13 protein-coding genes and 2 pseudogenes are annotated in these 14,763 nt (G+C 72.2%); 4 read left to right on the top strand and 11 right to left on the bottom strand.

Going from position 1 to position 14,763, the window contains the following annotated elements:
• Nucleotides 1-22: 22 nt before the first annotated feature.
• Nucleotides 23-964 (top strand): sulfite exporter TauE/SafE family protein, encoded by a 942-nt coding sequence (locus tag ABZW11_RS32205; protein ID WP_355425296.1) that lies wholly within the window; start codon nt 23-25, stop codon nt 962-964.
• A gap of 136 nt (nt 965-1,100) precedes the next feature.
• Nucleotides 1,101-1,643 carry a hypothetical protein gene (locus tag ABZW11_RS32200; RefSeq protein ID WP_355425293.1) on the top strand — a complete coding sequence of 181 codons (543 nt, stop codon included), beginning with the start codon at nt 1,101-1,103 and terminating at the stop codon, nt 1,641-1,643.
• On the opposite strand, the gene ABZW11_RS32195 is transcribed toward ABZW11_RS32200, so the two are convergent.
• The 3 genes from ABZW11_RS32195 to ABZW11_RS32185 form a co-directional block, all read right to left on the bottom strand.
• Complete coding sequence (locus ABZW11_RS32195; RefSeq protein WP_355425290.1) at nt 1,627-2,688, bottom strand: endo-1,4-beta-xylanase; 1,062 nt, start codon at nt 2,686-2,688, stop codon at nt 1,627-1,629. The two genes, ABZW11_RS32200 and ABZW11_RS32195, sit on opposite strands and share 17 nt — an antisense overlap.
• A gap of 125 nt (nt 2,689-2,813) precedes the next feature.
• Nucleotides 2,814-3,920, bottom strand: a complete 1,107-nt coding sequence (locus tag ABZW11_RS32190) for a DUF418 domain-containing protein (RefSeq protein WP_355425284.1) — start codon at nt 3,918-3,920, stop codon at nt 2,814-2,816.
• A gap of 89 nt (nt 3,921-4,009) precedes the next feature.
• Nucleotides 4,010-4,984 (bottom strand): aldo/keto reductase, encoded by a 975-nt coding sequence (locus tag ABZW11_RS32185; RefSeq protein ID WP_355425281.1) that lies wholly within the window; start codon nt 4,982-4,984, stop codon nt 4,010-4,012.
• A gap of 75 nt (nt 4,985-5,059) precedes the next feature.
• Here ABZW11_RS32185 and ABZW11_RS32180 point away from each other — a divergent pair.
• Both ABZW11_RS32180 and ABZW11_RS32175 read left to right on the top strand, forming a co-directional pair.
• Nucleotides 5,060-5,491 (top strand): annotated as a pseudogene (locus tag ABZW11_RS32180) (CHAT domain-containing protein); the annotation flags it as partial.
• 70 nt (nt 5,492-5,561) lie between these two features.
• Nucleotides 5,562-7,241 carry a RyR domain-containing protein gene (locus ABZW11_RS32175; RefSeq protein WP_355425278.1) on the top strand — a complete coding sequence of 560 codons (1,680 nt, stop codon included), beginning with the start codon at nt 5,562-5,564 and terminating at the stop codon, nt 7,239-7,241.
• A 150-nt stretch (nt 7,242-7,391) separates the two neighbouring features.
• Here the strand turns inward: ABZW11_RS32175 and ABZW11_RS32170 are convergent, their stop codons facing one another.
• From ABZW11_RS32170 to ABZW11_RS32135, 8 genes and pseudogenes are all read right to left on the bottom strand, one after another.
• Nucleotides 7,392-7,754 (bottom strand): STAS domain-containing protein, encoded by a 363-nt coding sequence (locus ABZW11_RS32170; RefSeq protein WP_355425275.1) that lies wholly within the window; start codon nt 7,752-7,754, stop codon nt 7,392-7,394.
• A 140-nt stretch (nt 7,755-7,894) separates the two neighbouring features.
• Nucleotides 7,895-8,791 (bottom strand): class I SAM-dependent methyltransferase, encoded by an 897-nt coding sequence (locus tag ABZW11_RS32165; RefSeq protein ID WP_355425272.1) that lies wholly within the window; start codon nt 8,789-8,791, stop codon nt 7,895-7,897.
• 29 nt (nt 8,792-8,820) lie between these two features.
• Nucleotides 8,821-9,429: a TetR/AcrR family transcriptional regulator gene (locus ABZW11_RS32160; protein ID WP_355425269.1), complete on the bottom strand. Its 609-nt coding sequence runs from the start codon at nt 9,427-9,429 to the stop codon at nt 8,821-8,823.
• A gap of 59 nt (nt 9,430-9,488) precedes the next feature.
• Nucleotides 9,489-9,932 carry a CBS domain-containing protein gene (locus ABZW11_RS32155; RefSeq protein ID WP_355425266.1) on the bottom strand — a complete coding sequence of 148 codons (444 nt, stop codon included), beginning with the start codon at nt 9,930-9,932 and terminating at the stop codon, nt 9,489-9,491.
• Nucleotides 9,933-10,070: 138 nt separating this feature from the next.
• Nucleotides 10,071-10,733 carry a TrkA family potassium uptake protein gene (locus ABZW11_RS32150; protein ID WP_355425443.1) on the bottom strand — a complete coding sequence of 221 codons (663 nt, stop codon included), beginning with the start codon at nt 10,731-10,733 and terminating at the stop codon, nt 10,071-10,073.
• The gene (locus ABZW11_RS32145) at nt 10,726-12,078 is read right to left on the bottom strand and encodes a potassium transporter TrkG (protein ID WP_355425263.1); all 1,353 of its coding nucleotides are present in this window, start codon (nt 12,076-12,078) and stop codon (nt 10,726-10,728) included. Before ABZW11_RS32145 ends, ABZW11_RS32150 begins: the two co-directional genes overlap by 8 nt.
• Before the next feature lie 162 nt (nt 12,079-12,240).
• Nucleotides 12,241-14,373 carry an ATP-dependent RecD-like DNA helicase gene (locus ABZW11_RS32140; protein WP_355425260.1) on the bottom strand — a complete coding sequence of 711 codons (2,133 nt, stop codon included), beginning with the start codon at nt 14,371-14,373 and terminating at the stop codon, nt 12,241-12,243.
• Nucleotides 14,374-14,408: 35 nt separating this feature from the next.
• Nucleotides 14,409-14,763 (bottom strand): annotated as a pseudogene (locus ABZW11_RS32135) (acetate kinase); the annotation flags it as partial.

Below are 14,763 nucleotides of genomic sequence, written 5' to 3'. Positions count from 1 at the left end.
GAATGGTAGGGAGAGGGAGATCGTGCGAGCGCTCATCCTGCTCGGGCTGGTCGGTCTCGCGGCCCAGCTCGTCGATGGCAGCCTCGGCATGGCGTACGGCGTCACGTCGACCACGCTGCTGCTGGCCGTCGGCACCAACGCGGCGGCCGCGTCCGCCACCGTCCACCTCGCCGAGATCGGCACCACACTGGCCTCGGGCATCTCCCACTGGCGCTTCGGGAACGTCGACTGGAAGGTCGTCGCCAAGATCGGCATCCCCGGCGCCGTCGGCGCGTTCGCCGGCGCGACGTTCCTGTCGAGCCTTTCCACCGAGATCGCCGCCCCGGTGATGTCCACCATCCTGCTGTCGCTCGGCGTCTACATCCTCATCCGCTTCACCGCGTTCGGCCTGCCGCGCGGCAACCTGGGCAAGCCGCTGCGCAGGCGGTTCCTGGCGCCGCTCGGCCTGGTGGCCGGGTTCGTCGACGCCACCGGCGGTGGCGGCTGGGGCCCCGTGGGCACGCCCGCCATCCTGGCCAGCGGCCGCCTGGCGCCCCGCAAGGTGATCGGCTCCATCGACGCCAGCGAGTTCCTCGTCGCCATCGCCGCCAGCGTCGGCTTCTTCGTCGGCATCGGCTCCGAGAACATCGACTTCGCCTGGGTGGCCGTCCTGCTGCTCGGCGGTGTCATCGCCGCGCCGATCGCGGCCTGGCTGGTCCGCCACATCCCGCCGCGCATCCTCGGCTCGGCCGTCGGCGGCGTCATCATCCTGACGAACGTCCGGACGCTGCTGCGCAGCGACTGGATCGATGCCTCCAGCGGGGTCCAGACGGTCGCGTACATCGTCATCGCGCTGCTGTGGGCGGGCGCGATCGCGTACTCGGTGCGCGAATACCGCCGCGACAAGGCCAACGAGTCCGTCGAGGCGGTGGAGAGCGACCTGCGGGAGCGCGGCGCGGAAGAGGAGGAGACGGCCTCGGCCTGAGGGCCCCCGTCTGGGACCGCCTGCGCAGCCACGAGAACGCGCTGCTCAGCGAGATCGCCCTGGCCGTCGTGGTCGCCGCGGGTGACGACCACGACGCGCCCGCCGAATCTGCTGAACCCCGTGGCAGGGTGGGGGTGTGCGTTTCGGAGTGCGGGAGTTCGAGCTGGCCCTGATGCATCGCATGCGCGACCTCAACCCTGGACGGGTCGAGGAGGCGCTGCGGGACATGGGCGCCTCTCGGGCCGAGGTACGCGCGGCGCACGCGCACTGGACCCGGCTGGCCCACGCGCCCAGGGCGCCCAAGGGGGCCGCGGCGCTGCGGATGGCGCTGGGGCCGGCGCCGTACCGGGGGAGCAGGCCCGCCGGCAGCCTCACCTGCGACGTCCTGCGCTGGCCGCTCCCGTCGTGGCCGGGCCTGATGTACGAGGCGCTGCTCGGCCCCGGAGGCGAGCTGTGGAACCAGTGGTTCGTCCGCCCCGCGGGCCCCGCCCCGTCCGGCCTCGAGCCCTGGACGTGCGTGGTCTCCGACCTCGCCGCGATTCCCGGGGCCGTACAGCTGGAGGGCCCGGCGCCGCACCACTGGACGGTCGACTTCCCGTCCGGCGGGCGGACTCGCCGGGCCCGTTTCGTCTACGGTCTCCTGCAGCGCCTCGACGAAGGCGTCACTTCCGGCCCTTGACCGACAGCAGGGCTTCGTATGCGGGTTTCGGCGCGTAGTTCTCGTCCATCAGCGTCGCGGCGCCTTCGCCGTCGAACCAGCCGGGCACCCACGAGTGCAGGTCGGTGAAGCCCCAGACGGTCAGTTCGCGGCAGGCGCGGACGCTGAGGCAGTCGGTGAGCGCGCGCCGGTAGTAGTCGGCCTGGGTGGCGAGCTTCTCCGGGGTGACCGGCAGCACCATGCGGACGTCCAGCTCGGTGACCGCGACCTCCAGCCCGAGGTCGGCGAAGCGTTGCATGACGTTCGCCCAGTCGCCGGGGTAGTCGTACTGGATGCCGAGGTGGCCCTGGAAGCCGATGCCGTGGATCGGCACCCGCTTGGCCTTGAGGTCCTTGACGATGTTCAGGGTGGTCTCGATCTTGGGGGCGTTCCACTCGAGGTTGTAGTCGTTGATGAACAGCTTGGCGTGCGGGTCGGCCCTGTGGGCCCAGCGGAAGGCGTCGGCGATGTAGCCGGGGCCGAGGTGGGTCAGCCAGATGCTCTGCCGCATCGAGCCGTCCTCCTCCACGACCTCGTTGACCACGTCCCAGGCGCGGATCTTGCCCTTGTAGCGGCGTACCTGGGTGGTGATGTGGTCGCGCAGGATCTCGCGCAGCTCGGTCGCGTCGATGGAGCCGTCCTCGACGCCGCTGGTCAGCCAGGCGGGCAGCTGGTTGTGCCAGAGCAGCGTGTGGCCGCGGATCTGCTGGTGGTTGCGGCGCGCGTTCTCGACGAGCGCGTCGGCGTCGTCCCAGGTGTAGACGCCCCGCTGCGGCTCGACGGACTCCCACTTCATCGCGTTCTCCGCGGTGACGTGGTTGAACTCGCGGTTCAGCGTCTTGCGGTACGTCGGCTCGTCGCGCAGCGAGGCGATGTCGACCGCTGAGCCGATCTTGATGTGCAGCTGCTGGGCGAGCTGGCGCAGGTCCTTGGCGGGACGCGGATGGTGCCCGGGGCCGGGGTGCGCGCTCGCGGGACTCGCGGTTACGGCGAGCACGAGCGCCAAGGCGAGGATCAAGGGTTTCACCGAACGAACCTCCGAATGCCGGAGCAGGGGTGCCAGGGCGATTTCCGAAAGTTTCGGAACTGTGTCGATAATTTCACCGACTGCCGGAACGTTAAGCGACGCGGAAGACCCCGTCAACACCCGGTTCAGGTTCGTACGCGCTCCCGCCCCCGCCACGGCGCCTGGTACGCCCACTGCCAGGCCAGCTCCAGCGGCCCCCGGTCGAACCTGCGCAGCCACCACGACGCCAGCCCCATGAACGACAGGCAGATCACCGCCCACGCCACCGGCACCCACCAGGGCCGCAGCCCGGCGAACCGGCCGGCCAGCCCCAGGCCCCAGTCGTAGCAGAGCACGCTCGCGGCCAGGTTCTGGAACACGTAACAGGACAGCGCCGTGCGCCCCACCCCGGTCAGGCCCCGCCGTACGACGCCCGGCGCCCCCTTCATGCCCAGCACGACGTGCGTGACCAGCGCCAGCAGGCCCAGGGCGACCAGCGGCGCGGCGACGTACCGATCCACCATGAACCAGCTCGGGCCCGCGAAGGACGTCACCAGGTTCAGCGGCACGCCAAGACCGAGCCCCACGGCCATCAGCCGCACCCGCAGCGCAGCCCCGCGCTCCTCGAACGCGCCCGCGCGCATCAGCCGGGCCCCGAGCAGGAACAGCACGATCCCCAGCGGCACGATGATCACCAGCTCGGCGCGGAAGACCGCGGCGTTGTCCAGCCGCATCCGCACCTGGCCGAGCCAGTCGCGCGGCGGCACGCCGCCCGACACCGGCGGGGCCACGGCCAGCGCCGCGGTGACCAGCGCGACGATGACCAGGTGCACGGCGCCCGCCGCGACCATCCACGCGGTCACCGCCCGCTCGCTCCGCCCGATCAGGTACGCCACCACCATCGAGGTCAGCGCGTACCCCATGAGCACGTCGAACTCGAAGACCAGCACGTAGTGCAGGACGCCCTCGCAGAACAGCAGCGCCGCCCGCCACAGGTACCGCCCAGGCCAGGGCGTCCCCCTGCGGGCGGCGCTGCGGTACTGCAGCTCCAGACCCACCCCGAACAGCAGCGTGAGCAGCCCGAGGAACTTGCCGTTCGACAGGAAGCGCAGGAAGGTCTCCACCACGCCGGTCCCGGGCCGCAGGAACCCCAGCGGACCCTCCGGCGCGGTGAAGAGCCAGATGTTCGTGCCGAGCGTGCCCATGATGGCCACCCCGCGCAGCACGTCGAGTGCGTCGATGCGTCGCGTCACACACTCCACTGTGCTGGTCGCGCGGGGCCAGGCCGTCGTCCCGAGGGGCGAAATACCGGGTACATCGATCGATGTACCCGGTCGTCCGCTCAGGAGGAGACGCCGGCCTCCTTGGCGGCCTGGTCGATGGAGGCCAGCTCGTCGGCGGTGAAGTCGAGCCGGTCCACCGCCGCCACGTTCGCCTCGAGCTGCTCGGGGCTGGAGGCGCCGACGAGCACCGAGGTGATCCGCGGGTCGCGCAGCGCCCAGGCCAGCGCGAGCTGCGCCACCGTCTGTCCGCGCGAGTCGGCCAGCTTCGACAGCGCCCGTACGAACGCCAGCACCTCGGGCGTCACCCGGTCCGCCGTCAGGAACCGGCCCTCGGCCGCCCGCGAGTCGGCCGGGATGCCGTCGAGGTAGCGGTCGGTGAGCAGGCCCTGGGCCAGCGGCGAGTACACCACGCAGCCCACGCCCTCCTCCTCCAGCACGCCGAGCAGCGCGTCCTCGATGCCCCTGTTGAGCAGCGAGTACGACGGCTGGTGCACCAGCAGCGGGGTGCCGAGCCCGCGCAGCAGCCTGGCCGCCTCGGCGGTGCGCTCCGGCGAGAAGTTGGACACGCCGACATAGAGCACGCGGCCGGTGCGGACCATGTGGTCCAGCGCGGCCACCTGCTCCTCCAGCGGCGTCTCCTCGTCGTCGCGGTGCAGGTAGAAGATGTCCACGTAGTCGAGGCCGAGCCGGGCCAGCGAGCGGTCCAGCGTGGCCAGCAGGTGCTTGCGGGAGTTGCCCTTCCCGTACGGGCCGTCCCACATGGGGTTGCTGCCCTTGGTGGTGACCACGACCTCGTCGCGCAGCGACCGGGGGAAGATCCGGCCGAACGCGGACTCGGCGGCGCCGATGGGCGGGCCGTAGCGGTCGGCGATGTCGAAGTGGGTGATGCCGAGGTCGAGCGCCTTGTGCAGGATGGCGCGCTGGCTGTCGAGTGGCTTGCCCTCGCCGAAGTTGTGCCACAGGCCCAGCGAGACGGCGGGGAGGAGCAGACCGCTGCGGCCGCACCTTCTGTACGGCTGGCGTTCGTAGTCCAAGGGTGACCTTCCGCAATAAAGGGGGTGAAACGTTTTACGCGTCCCAGTTAAGCACCTCCGCTCGCGTCGCCGCGTGCCACGCTGGAGGCGCTCGACGGCGCGTCCATCGCCCACTTCGCCGCGCACGGCCACCACGAGCGCGAGAACGTGTTCTTCTCCCGGCTCGTGCTCGCCGACGGGCCGCTCATGGCGTACGACCTGCGGCGGCTCGGCCGGGCGCCCGGCCACGTCGTGCTGTCGGCCTGCGACGTCGGCCAGGCCGTGGTCAGGGCGGGCGACGAGCTGCCCGGGTTCACCGCCGCCCTGCTCTACCTCGGCACCTCCACCGTCATCTCCAGCCTCACCCGCGTGCCCGACCAGGTGGCGGAACGCGTCATGACGGCCTACCACCAGGCCGTCGCGGAAGGGGCGCGCCCCGCCGACGCCCTGGCCACCGCCTCACTCGGCGAAACCCGCGGCCACCTTCGTCTGCTTCGGCGCCGGGTGATCATCTCCGGGAAGCGGTAACGCCGGGGACACCGGCTGCTATGAAGGAGCGGACGGTCCTTGTCGTCTCAGGCTGCGGAAGCGGGGCGGGATGCGAGAGACGGGCTCCATCAGGTCCTCGGTGATGGCCGGGTTCGGGTTCCTGGCGCTGGTGTCGCTGGCGCTGGGGTTCATGGGGCTGCGTACGCACCTCGCCGCCGCGACCCCCGCACCCACCCTCCTCGACCTCGTCTACTACGACCTCCAGCTGTTCGTCATCGACCCCCAGCCGCTCGGCACGCCGGGCCCGCTGCCGTGGCCCCTGGAGGTCGCCAGGTTCACCGCGCCCGCGGTCACGATCTACGCGCTCGCCGAGACGGTACGCCTGCTGCTCGGCGCCGAATACCGCAGGCTGCGGGCCCGCGAGGCGTCCGGGCACGTGGTCGTCTGCGGCACCGGCCCGCTGGGACAGGCGCTGACGCAGCGGCTGCGCGAGAACGGCCGCACGGTCGTCGTCATCGGCGGCCCGGCCGGCGACCCGCAGCGGGCGCGCGGGGTGTTCCACGTCGCTGGCGACGCCAGGAACCCGCAGGTGCTGCGCGCGGCCGGCGCCCACCGGGCCCGCGTCGTCTACGCCTGCGAGGACGACGCCACCGCCAACGTCGCCATCGCCGCCGCCGCGCACGGCCTCGGCAGCGGCTCGCCCGTGTCGGCCTACGCGTACGTCCCCGACCCCGGCCTGTGCTCCGCGCTGCGCGCCCGCCGCCTCGGCTCGAAGGGGCCGCACGAGCGGCGGCTCGACTTCTTCAACCTGGAGGAGCTGGCCGCCCGCGTGCTGCTGCTGCGCGACCCCGTCACCCACGAGGGCCCCGTCCTGCTGCTCGGACTCAGACACTTCGGCGCGGCCCTGCTGGTCGAGCTGGCCCGGCAGTGCCGGCTGCGCGCCGGGGCCCGCGTCCCGGTCCGCGTGATCGCTCCCGGCGCGACGGCCCAGGTGGAGGCGGTGTGCAGGACGTACCCGTTCGTCGCCGACCACTGCGCCGTGACCGCGTACGACGCGGGCGGCGACGGGCTGCGCCCGCTCCTGGAGGACATGAAGGAACGTCCCCAGCGCGTCTACGTCTGCTACGGCGACGAGCGCGACGCCCTGACCGCCACCCTCACCGTCGCCCCGCTGTGGACCGGCGCACCCATGATCGTCCGGGTGGGCCAGCGTAGGGTGTTCGCGGAAGCGTTCGGAACCGCGGGGCTGCTCGACGACGTCGCCGGCACGCTGCGGTTCTTCGCCGTCACAGAAGAGGCGGGACGACCGGAATTGATCGACGAGGACGTGATCGAGCGGCTCGCGCGGGCGATCCACGAGCGATACCTGATGGGGTGCGCCGAGCGCGGCGAGACCCCTGAGCAGAACGAGTCCATGGTGCCGTACGAGGCGCTCACCGAGGCCAAGAAGGGCCAGAACCGCGACCAGGCCGCCCACATCGGCATCAAGCTCCGCATGATCGGCGCGGTACCGGCGCCGAGCACCGACGCGCCTTCCACGTTCGCGTTCGAGGACGACGAGATCGAGCTGCTGGCCGAGCTGGAGCACCGCCGCTGGATGTCCTACCTCCTCGACCGCGGCTGGACCCACGGCCCCACGCGCGACGACGCCAGGAAGCAGCACCCGGACCTCCTCGACTGGGAATACCTGTCCGAGGAGGCGCGCGGCAAGGACCGCGCGGCCGTCACCGGCCTGCCCGCCCTCCTGGAGGACGCCGGGTTCCGCATCGTCCGTGTCCCGCCCGGCTGAGGGCGGTCAGCGCAGCCGGACGCCGACCAGGCAGGTGTCGTCGTCGGTGCCGGAGCCGGAGTGGGTCAGCAGGTCGTCCAGGCGGTGATCCAGCGTGGCGGCGGCGCGTCCGGCGACGGCCGGCAGGCGGTCCTGGGCGTGACGCAGCCGTCAGAGGGAATGGCCCGCCGCGGTGAGCGCGGCGACGGCCGTCTCCACCGTGTCGTGCACGGGGACGTACGCCGCCACGCCGGTGAGCTCGAAAAGGCGGGCGGGCAGCGGCTGCACGCCCGCCAGATGCACGGTGCCGCCGTTCCTGAGACAGTCGGTGGCGCAGCGCAGCAGCACGTGCAGCCCCGAACTGTCCATGAACGGGACGCCCGACAGGTCGAACACCATGCCCCGGGCGAGATCGACGGGCAGGTCACGGACGTAGGCCTCGAGCTGGGCTCGATTGGTGGCGTCCATTTCGCCGTTGACGGCGATCACGATCACCCCGCGCGGGCGCTGGCACGCCAGCTTCAATGGCGGCATCTACGGCTTCTCCGCTTTCGCCGGCGGAATACGACCCCATCCCACGAAGAATAATCCGCAAAAGTGTCGCGGGATATCCCTGGATTTCCGCCAGAAGCGGGGACATCCGCCGGGCCGCGAGAGGGGCTCGGGTGAGAGGTTCAGGGGGTCGTGCGCGGTGTCGTACGCGGTGTCGTACGCGGTGTCGTACGCGGTGTCATACGCGGTGTCTTACGCGGTGCCGTGAGCAGGGTCGTGGCGACGGTGACCGTCGCGTACGGCATCACGAACCGGCCGCCCAGCGCGTCCACCGCCGCACCCATGCCCGCCAGCAACTCCTCGCGCTGCTCCGCGGGCAGCCTGCTGTGGCCGCCGAAGGTGGGCAGCGCGTCCAGCCACTCCTCCCGCGTGTACGTCCGCTCCCAGTCGTCCCGCCACCGCTCGGGCTCGTGGAACGCGCCGCACGCCTCGATGCCCTCGCTCGCCTTGCCTGCCATCACCGCGTACGCCTCCAGCGCCGGCGCCGCCGCGCCCACGGCCGCCATCTGCGGCAGCACTCGCCGGTAGACCTCGGCGAAGGCGTCGGCCACGACGGGCGGCGGCTGCATGACGTTCCAGAACAGCGCCAGCCGGCCGCCGGGCCGCAGCACCTCGGCCGCCCTGGCGGCGCCCGCCACCGGGTCCACCCAGTGCCAGGTCTGCCCGGCGGCCACCGCGTCGAAGCGGCGCCCGCGCGCGTCCCAGGTCTCGAACGGCGCCACCTCGGCCTCCAGGCCGCGCTCCCGCGCGAGCCTGACCATGCGCTCGTCCACGTCCACGCCGAGCACGCGGCAGCCGGCCGCCTGGAACTGCCGGGCGGCGATGCCGGTGCCGCAGCCGACGTCGAGGACGTCGGTGCCGGGTGCGGAGCCGGCGATGCGGGCGATCAGGGGCTCGGGGTAGCTCGGGCGGGCGCGGTCGTAGCGGTCGGCCTCGGTGCCGAAGGACTCGGCGACCTCGCGGATCTGATGGGTCTCCTGCCCGGAGGGAAAACCGGGCTCAGGGGAGGTAGTGGGCATGCGCCCACAGTAGGTGGGCGCCCGCCCACTCAGCAACGCGTCCAGGGCCGTTTCGCCACGGGCGGACGCAGCAGCGACAGCATCGTGGTCACCAGGACCTTCTCCACCTCGTCCGGCGCCAGCCGGCCCGCCTCGAGCTCCTGCGCGGCGCTGTGCAGGATCGCGAAGAACGCCGTCACCAGCCATTGCAACGGCAGATCCGTACGGAAATCGCCGCTCTCCCGCCCCCGCGCGATCAGCCGCTCGACCCGGCGCAGCGGGCGCTCGTGCCGCTCCCTGATGCGCTCGGTGGGCAGCGCGCGGTCGGCGGCGAGGAACAGCCGGCGATGACGGTCGAGCACCTCCCACGACGAACGCAGCAGGCCCTCCATGGCCTCGGGCGGCGGCGCGGTGTCGATGCGGTCGTCCTCCAGCACGCCGTCCGCCATGCGCACCGCGTGGTCGAGCACCGCGTCCACCAGCGCCTCACGGGAGGGGAAGTGGCCGTAGAGGGTCACCCGGCCCACCCCGGCCTCCCGCGCGATGTCGGCCACGCCGGCCCCCGGGTCGGCACTGAGCAACCGCGTGCCGGCCTCCAGGATCGCGGCGATGCTGCGCCCGGCGTTCGCACGCCGGGCCGGAAGGGGCTGTCGAGCCACGGCCTTCACCATGACCCCACCCTACGTCGCCCGGTCCGTTATCCCTGGTAAGCCCGGTTTCACAGCTGGAGTGCGTGGTCGAGCAGGGATTGCAGGGTGACGGCCCCGATCAGCCGCTTGTCCGCCACCACCGCCACGAGCGGGCTGTGCGTCCGCGCCATCAGCGACGCCAGCTCCAGCACGGTCGCCTTCGGATCGGCCACCGGCAGCTCGCGCGGCTCGTCCGGCAGGCACTGGCGCACGGTCCTGCCGTCGAGGCGATGCAGGAACCGGTCGGCGTGCGCCTCGTCCACCACCCTGGCCAGCGCCGGGTCGTCCTGGCAGTAGGCCGGCACCGCCAGCCGCAGCACCTGCGTGCCCGGCAGGACGCTGTGCGGGAGACCGTCGTCGCCGATGAGGATGAGCCCCGGCAGGTCACGGTCGGCGAGCAGCCTGGCCGCCTCCGGCGCCGGGGTGTCGAGGGTGACCGTCGGGAACTCGACGGCGAGATCGCGTGCGCGCATGCGATGACCTCCTTACCCGGGTGAATGCCCCCTGCGTGGGGCGGCCGGCGTCCGGCCACGAGCATGTCACCGTCCGGAGAATCCTAGCGATTCTCCTGCCTGCCTCGCCGGCCGGCAACCCCACCGGTCGGCCGGTCGTCAGGGCAGCTCGGCGAAGCGCTCCACCTGCTCGGTGCGCCCGGAGACCAGCACGATGTCGCCGTACGACAGCTCCGTCTCGGCCGTCGCGTACGTGAACTCCTCGCCCGGCGGCTTGACCGCCACGATCGTCACACCGTACTTGCGGCGCAGGTTGGACTGGCCGAGCGGGATGCCCACATATTCCTTCGGCGGGCTGGTCTTGGCCAGCGCGAAGTTCTCGTCCACCTGCATGTAGTCGAGCATGCGGCCGCTCACCAGGTGCGCGACCCGCTCGCCCATGTCGTGCTCGGGGAAGACCACGTGGTGGGCGCCGATGCGGCTCAGGATGCGGCCGTGCTGGGTGCTGATGGCCTTGGCCCAGATGTCGTTGATCTCCAGCTCGACCAGCAGCGACGTGGTGAGGATGCTGGCCTCGATGTCGCTGCCGACCGCCACCACCGCCTGGTAGAAGTCGGGCACGCCGAGCTGGCGCAGCGCCTCCATGTCGGTGGCGTCGGCGGTCGCGATCTGGGTGATGCGGCCCGCCAGGCTCTGCGTGATCTTGGGCCGGTTGTCGATGGCCAGGACCTCGGTGCCGCGCCGGGTGAGCTCCAGCGCCAGCGACGTGCCGAACCTGCCCAGGCCGATGACGACGACCGGGGCGCCCTTGTACTCAGCCAACGATGACACGCTCCTCTGGTAGCTCGTAGTGCCGGGCGCGCCTGTTGAGGGCCAGCGCGGAGCCCAGGGTGAGCGGGCCGATGCGGCCCACGAACATGAGCACGACGAGCAGCAGGTGCCCGGCCGTGCCGACGTCGGCGGTGATGCCGGTGGACAGGCCCGCCGTGCTGAACGCGGAGACCACCTCAAGCATGACCTGGTCGAGGCTGTGCGGTGTGAGCGCGAGCAGCACGTACGTCGCCACACCCACCAGCCCTACCCCCAGCGCCGTCACCGTGACGGCCTGCCGCTGGTTGGTGTCGGGCAGCCGCCGGTGACCGACGTTGACCCGGCTCTCGCCGCGCAGCTCGGCCCACACCACGAACGCCAGCAGGCCCGCCGTGGTCACCTTGATGCCGCCCGCGGTGCCGCCGCTGCCCCCGCCGATGAACATCAGCAGGTCGGTGAGCAGCCAGCTCGACGGGTACATGGCCGAGACGTCGAGGGTGTTGAACCCGGCCGAGCGCGGCATGACGGCGGTGAAGAACGCGGCCAGCAGCTTGTCGGGCTCGTCGAGCGCGCCCAGCGTGCCGGGATTGCGCCACTCGGTCATCAGGAAGACGAGGGTGCCGAGCACCAGCAGCGTCACGGTGACGCCGAGCGTGATCCTGGTCAGCACGCTCCACCTGTGCGGGTGGCGCCAGGCGCGGGCCAGCTCGAACACGACGGGGAAGCCGAGCCCGCCGACGATGCAGGCGAACGCCACGGTCAGGCAGATCCACGGGTCGGTGACGAACCTCATCAGGCTGTCGGGCCACAGCGCGAACCCCGCGTTGTTGAACGAGGCCACCGCGTGGAAGCCGCCGAGGTAGAGCGCCCGCCCGAACGGCTCACCGTACGCGATCATGAACCGGCCGGTCAGCACGACGGCGGCGACGCTCTCGCACAGCAGCGTGAACAGCACCACCTTGCGGATCACCCGGCGGATGTCGCTGGCGCTGAGCGCTTTGGTCTCGGCCTGCGCCACGATCTTGGCCCGCAACCCTAAGCGGCCCGAGACGAGCAGCGTGAACACGGTGGCGATCGTCATGATGCCGAGCCCGCCCACCTGGACCAGCCCCGCGATCACCAGTTCCCCGAACACCGACCAGTGCGAGGCGGTGTCGACCACCGCGAGACCCGTCACGCACACCGCTGAGGTGGCCGTGAACAGCGCGTCGACCAGCCCGGCGGGCTCGCCTGACGTGGTGGCGGCGGGCAGCGCGAGCAGGGCCGTGCCGGTCGTGATGGCCAGGCCGAACCCGAGCACCACGACCTGCGCGGGCTGCTGGAAACGGGACGTCAGCCAGGCGAGAACGCGGCTCATGCACGTGCTCCGATGTGACGAGCACGGCTACGGTCACGCATTCGCGAACGCCTCCCCCGACCGTCCGGCCGGCAGTCCATGCCGACCAGACCTCCGGCGTACCGACGCACTACCGTAACACCGCCGCCGGGCGGCGGCGCACGGGCCGCCCGGTGGTCTCGCTCACCCGTCGAGCGCCAGCGTGAGCCGCCTGGCCAGGCCCGTGTCGCGGCGCCTGCCCAGGCGGTGGACGGCCAGCTCCAGCGCCTCGCGCTGCCCCACCAGCACCACCCACGCCTTGGCCCGCGTCACCAGCGTGTAGAGCAGCTTGCGGCGCAGCATGACGCCGCCCGACTCGGCCACGATCGGCGCCACCACGAACGGGTATTCGCTGCCCTGCGAGCGGTGCACGCTGATGGCATAGGCGTGGGTGAGGTCGTCGAGCTCGTCGAACCCGTACGTCACCTGCTCGCCGTCGTCGGTGCGGATCTCGACCGCGCGCTCCTCGCGCACCACGGCCGTCACCGTGCCGGTCTCGCCGTTGAAGACGCCCTTGTCGTAGTTGTTGCGGATCGGCATGACCCGGTCGCCCACCCGGAACACCGTGGACCCCGACCAGTGCTCGGGCTTGTCGTCGGCGGCCGGGTTGAGCTGGTCTTGGATGAGCCTGCCTAGCGCGGTGGCGCCCGTCTCGCCCTTGCGCATCGGGCACAGCACCTGCACCTGGCCGGGATCGACGCCCTGCTTGCGGGGGATGGCCACCATCGCCAGGTGCGCCACCCGCCGCGCGACCTGCGCGGGGTCGTCGAGCTCCTCGAACCAGAACCCGCCGCCGCCCGGCGTCGCCGGCAGCCGCCCCGCGCGGATGCGGTGGGCGGCCTGGACGATGCCGCTGCCGCCGGCCTGCCGGAAGACGTGGGTCAGCTCGACGCGCGGGATCGCGGTGACCCGCAGCAGGTCGGCCAGGACGTCGCCGGCGCCGATGCTGGGCAGCTGGTCGCTGTCGCCGATGAGCAGCAGGTGGCCACCCGGCCGCACGGCCGCGGTGAGCCGGGTGGCGAGATGCAGGTCGAGCATGGACGCCTCGTCGACCACGATCAGGTCGGCCTGCGAGGGCCGCTCGTCGAACAGCGTCTCGGGGTCGGCGTCGGGCTGCTGGGCGAGCATGCGGTGGATGGTCATCGCGGGCAGCCCGGTCAGCTCCGACAGCCGCTTGGCGGCCTTGCCGGTGGGCGCCGTGAGCGTGACCGTGCCGCCGGCGGCCCGCACGACGGTGGCGATCGCCTTGACCGTGTGGCTCTTGCCGCACCCCGGCCCGCCGGTGATGATCGAGACGGTGCTGGTCAGAGCCATGGTGACGGCCGCGCGCTGGTCGTCGTGGAGCCCGGGGTCCTCGTGGAACGAGCGCAGCGGCAGCGTGGAGCGGGCCCGCAGGAGCGCGGTGAGCTGCGCGGTCAGCGCCACCTCGCGGCTGTGCACGTGTTTGAGGTAGGCGACCGGCTCGCCGGGCCTTTCCGGATGGGTCTCGACGACCAGCCGCCGCTCGCCCGCCAGCGCGTCGACCATCGGCCGCACCAGCTCCTGGTCCTGCTCGATCAGCTGCGCCGCCTCCCTGACCAGGACCTGCACCGGGACGAAGCAGTGGCCGTCGCGGCTGCCCGCCGCCTCCAGCCGGTCGAGCAGCGCCGCCTTGACCCGCTGCGGGCTGCGCTCAGGCACCCCCGCGCGCAGCGCGATGCGGTCGGCGATGCGGAACGCGATGCCCCTGACCCGGCCGATGAGCTGGTAGGGGTCGGTGGCGAGAACCTCCTCCGCGTCTTTGCCGAACACCTGGTGGATCTTGGCGGCGAGCAGCGGGCTGACCCCGAGACCCTGCAGCGTGACCATGAGCGCGGCGATCGCCTTCTGCTCCTGCCACGCCTGGACGATCTGCCCCTGCCGCTGCGGCCCGATGTTGACGACCTCGGTGAGCCGCTCAGGCTCCCCGTCGATGACCTTGAGGGTGGCCTCGCCGAAGTGGTCGACGATCGCGTACGCCAGCTTCGGCCCGATGCCCCTGATCAGCCCCGACCCGAGATAGGCGCGGATGGCGCGGACCGACGACGGCGTGATCCGCTCGCAGCCGCTGACCGCGAAGCGCCGGCCGTGGCGGGCGTGCCTGCCCCACTCGCCGAACAGCCGCAGCGTCTCGCCCGGCTGCACTCCGGCCAGCGCCCGGCCGGTGGCCACGAAGTCGGGCTCGCCGTCGGCGCTCATGCGCGCGACGGTGTATTCGTCGTCACGGACGTAGACGAGCTGCTCGACGCTGGCCTCCACACAGGAGATCCAACCACCAGGCACCGACAACCCGGCTAACCGGCTGCCGTGTCCGCGGGAGGGTCGTCGAGCGTACTCAGGCACTCGCGGGCGAGCTGCAGCTCCTCGCGTACCTGGACCACGAGGATCGGGACCTTCGCCCCGTACGCGCTGACAAGCCCGTCGTCGCTCCGCTCGCGCAGCGGCGGCGGCTCGACGCCCAGGACGCCCAGCCGGCGGCAGACCGCCTCGCGCACCTCCGGCTGGTCCCAGCCGATCTCCCCGGTGAACACCAGCGCGTCGATCCGCGGCAGCGCGGTCGCCGCCGCGGCGATCTCCCCGGCCACCCGGTGGGCGAACACGCGCAGCGCCAGCCCGGCCGCCGCGTCGCCGTCGCGCTCGGCCGCCACC

The sequence above is a fragment of the Nonomuraea sp. NPDC004580 genome (assembly GCF_040609855.1).
GTDB lineage: Bacteria > Actinomycetota > Actinomycetes > Streptosporangiales > Streptosporangiaceae > Nonomuraea > Nonomuraea salmonea.
The sequence above is the reverse complement of the archived record's forward strand: the minus strand, read 5'-3'. Positions and strand labels throughout refer to the sequence as shown.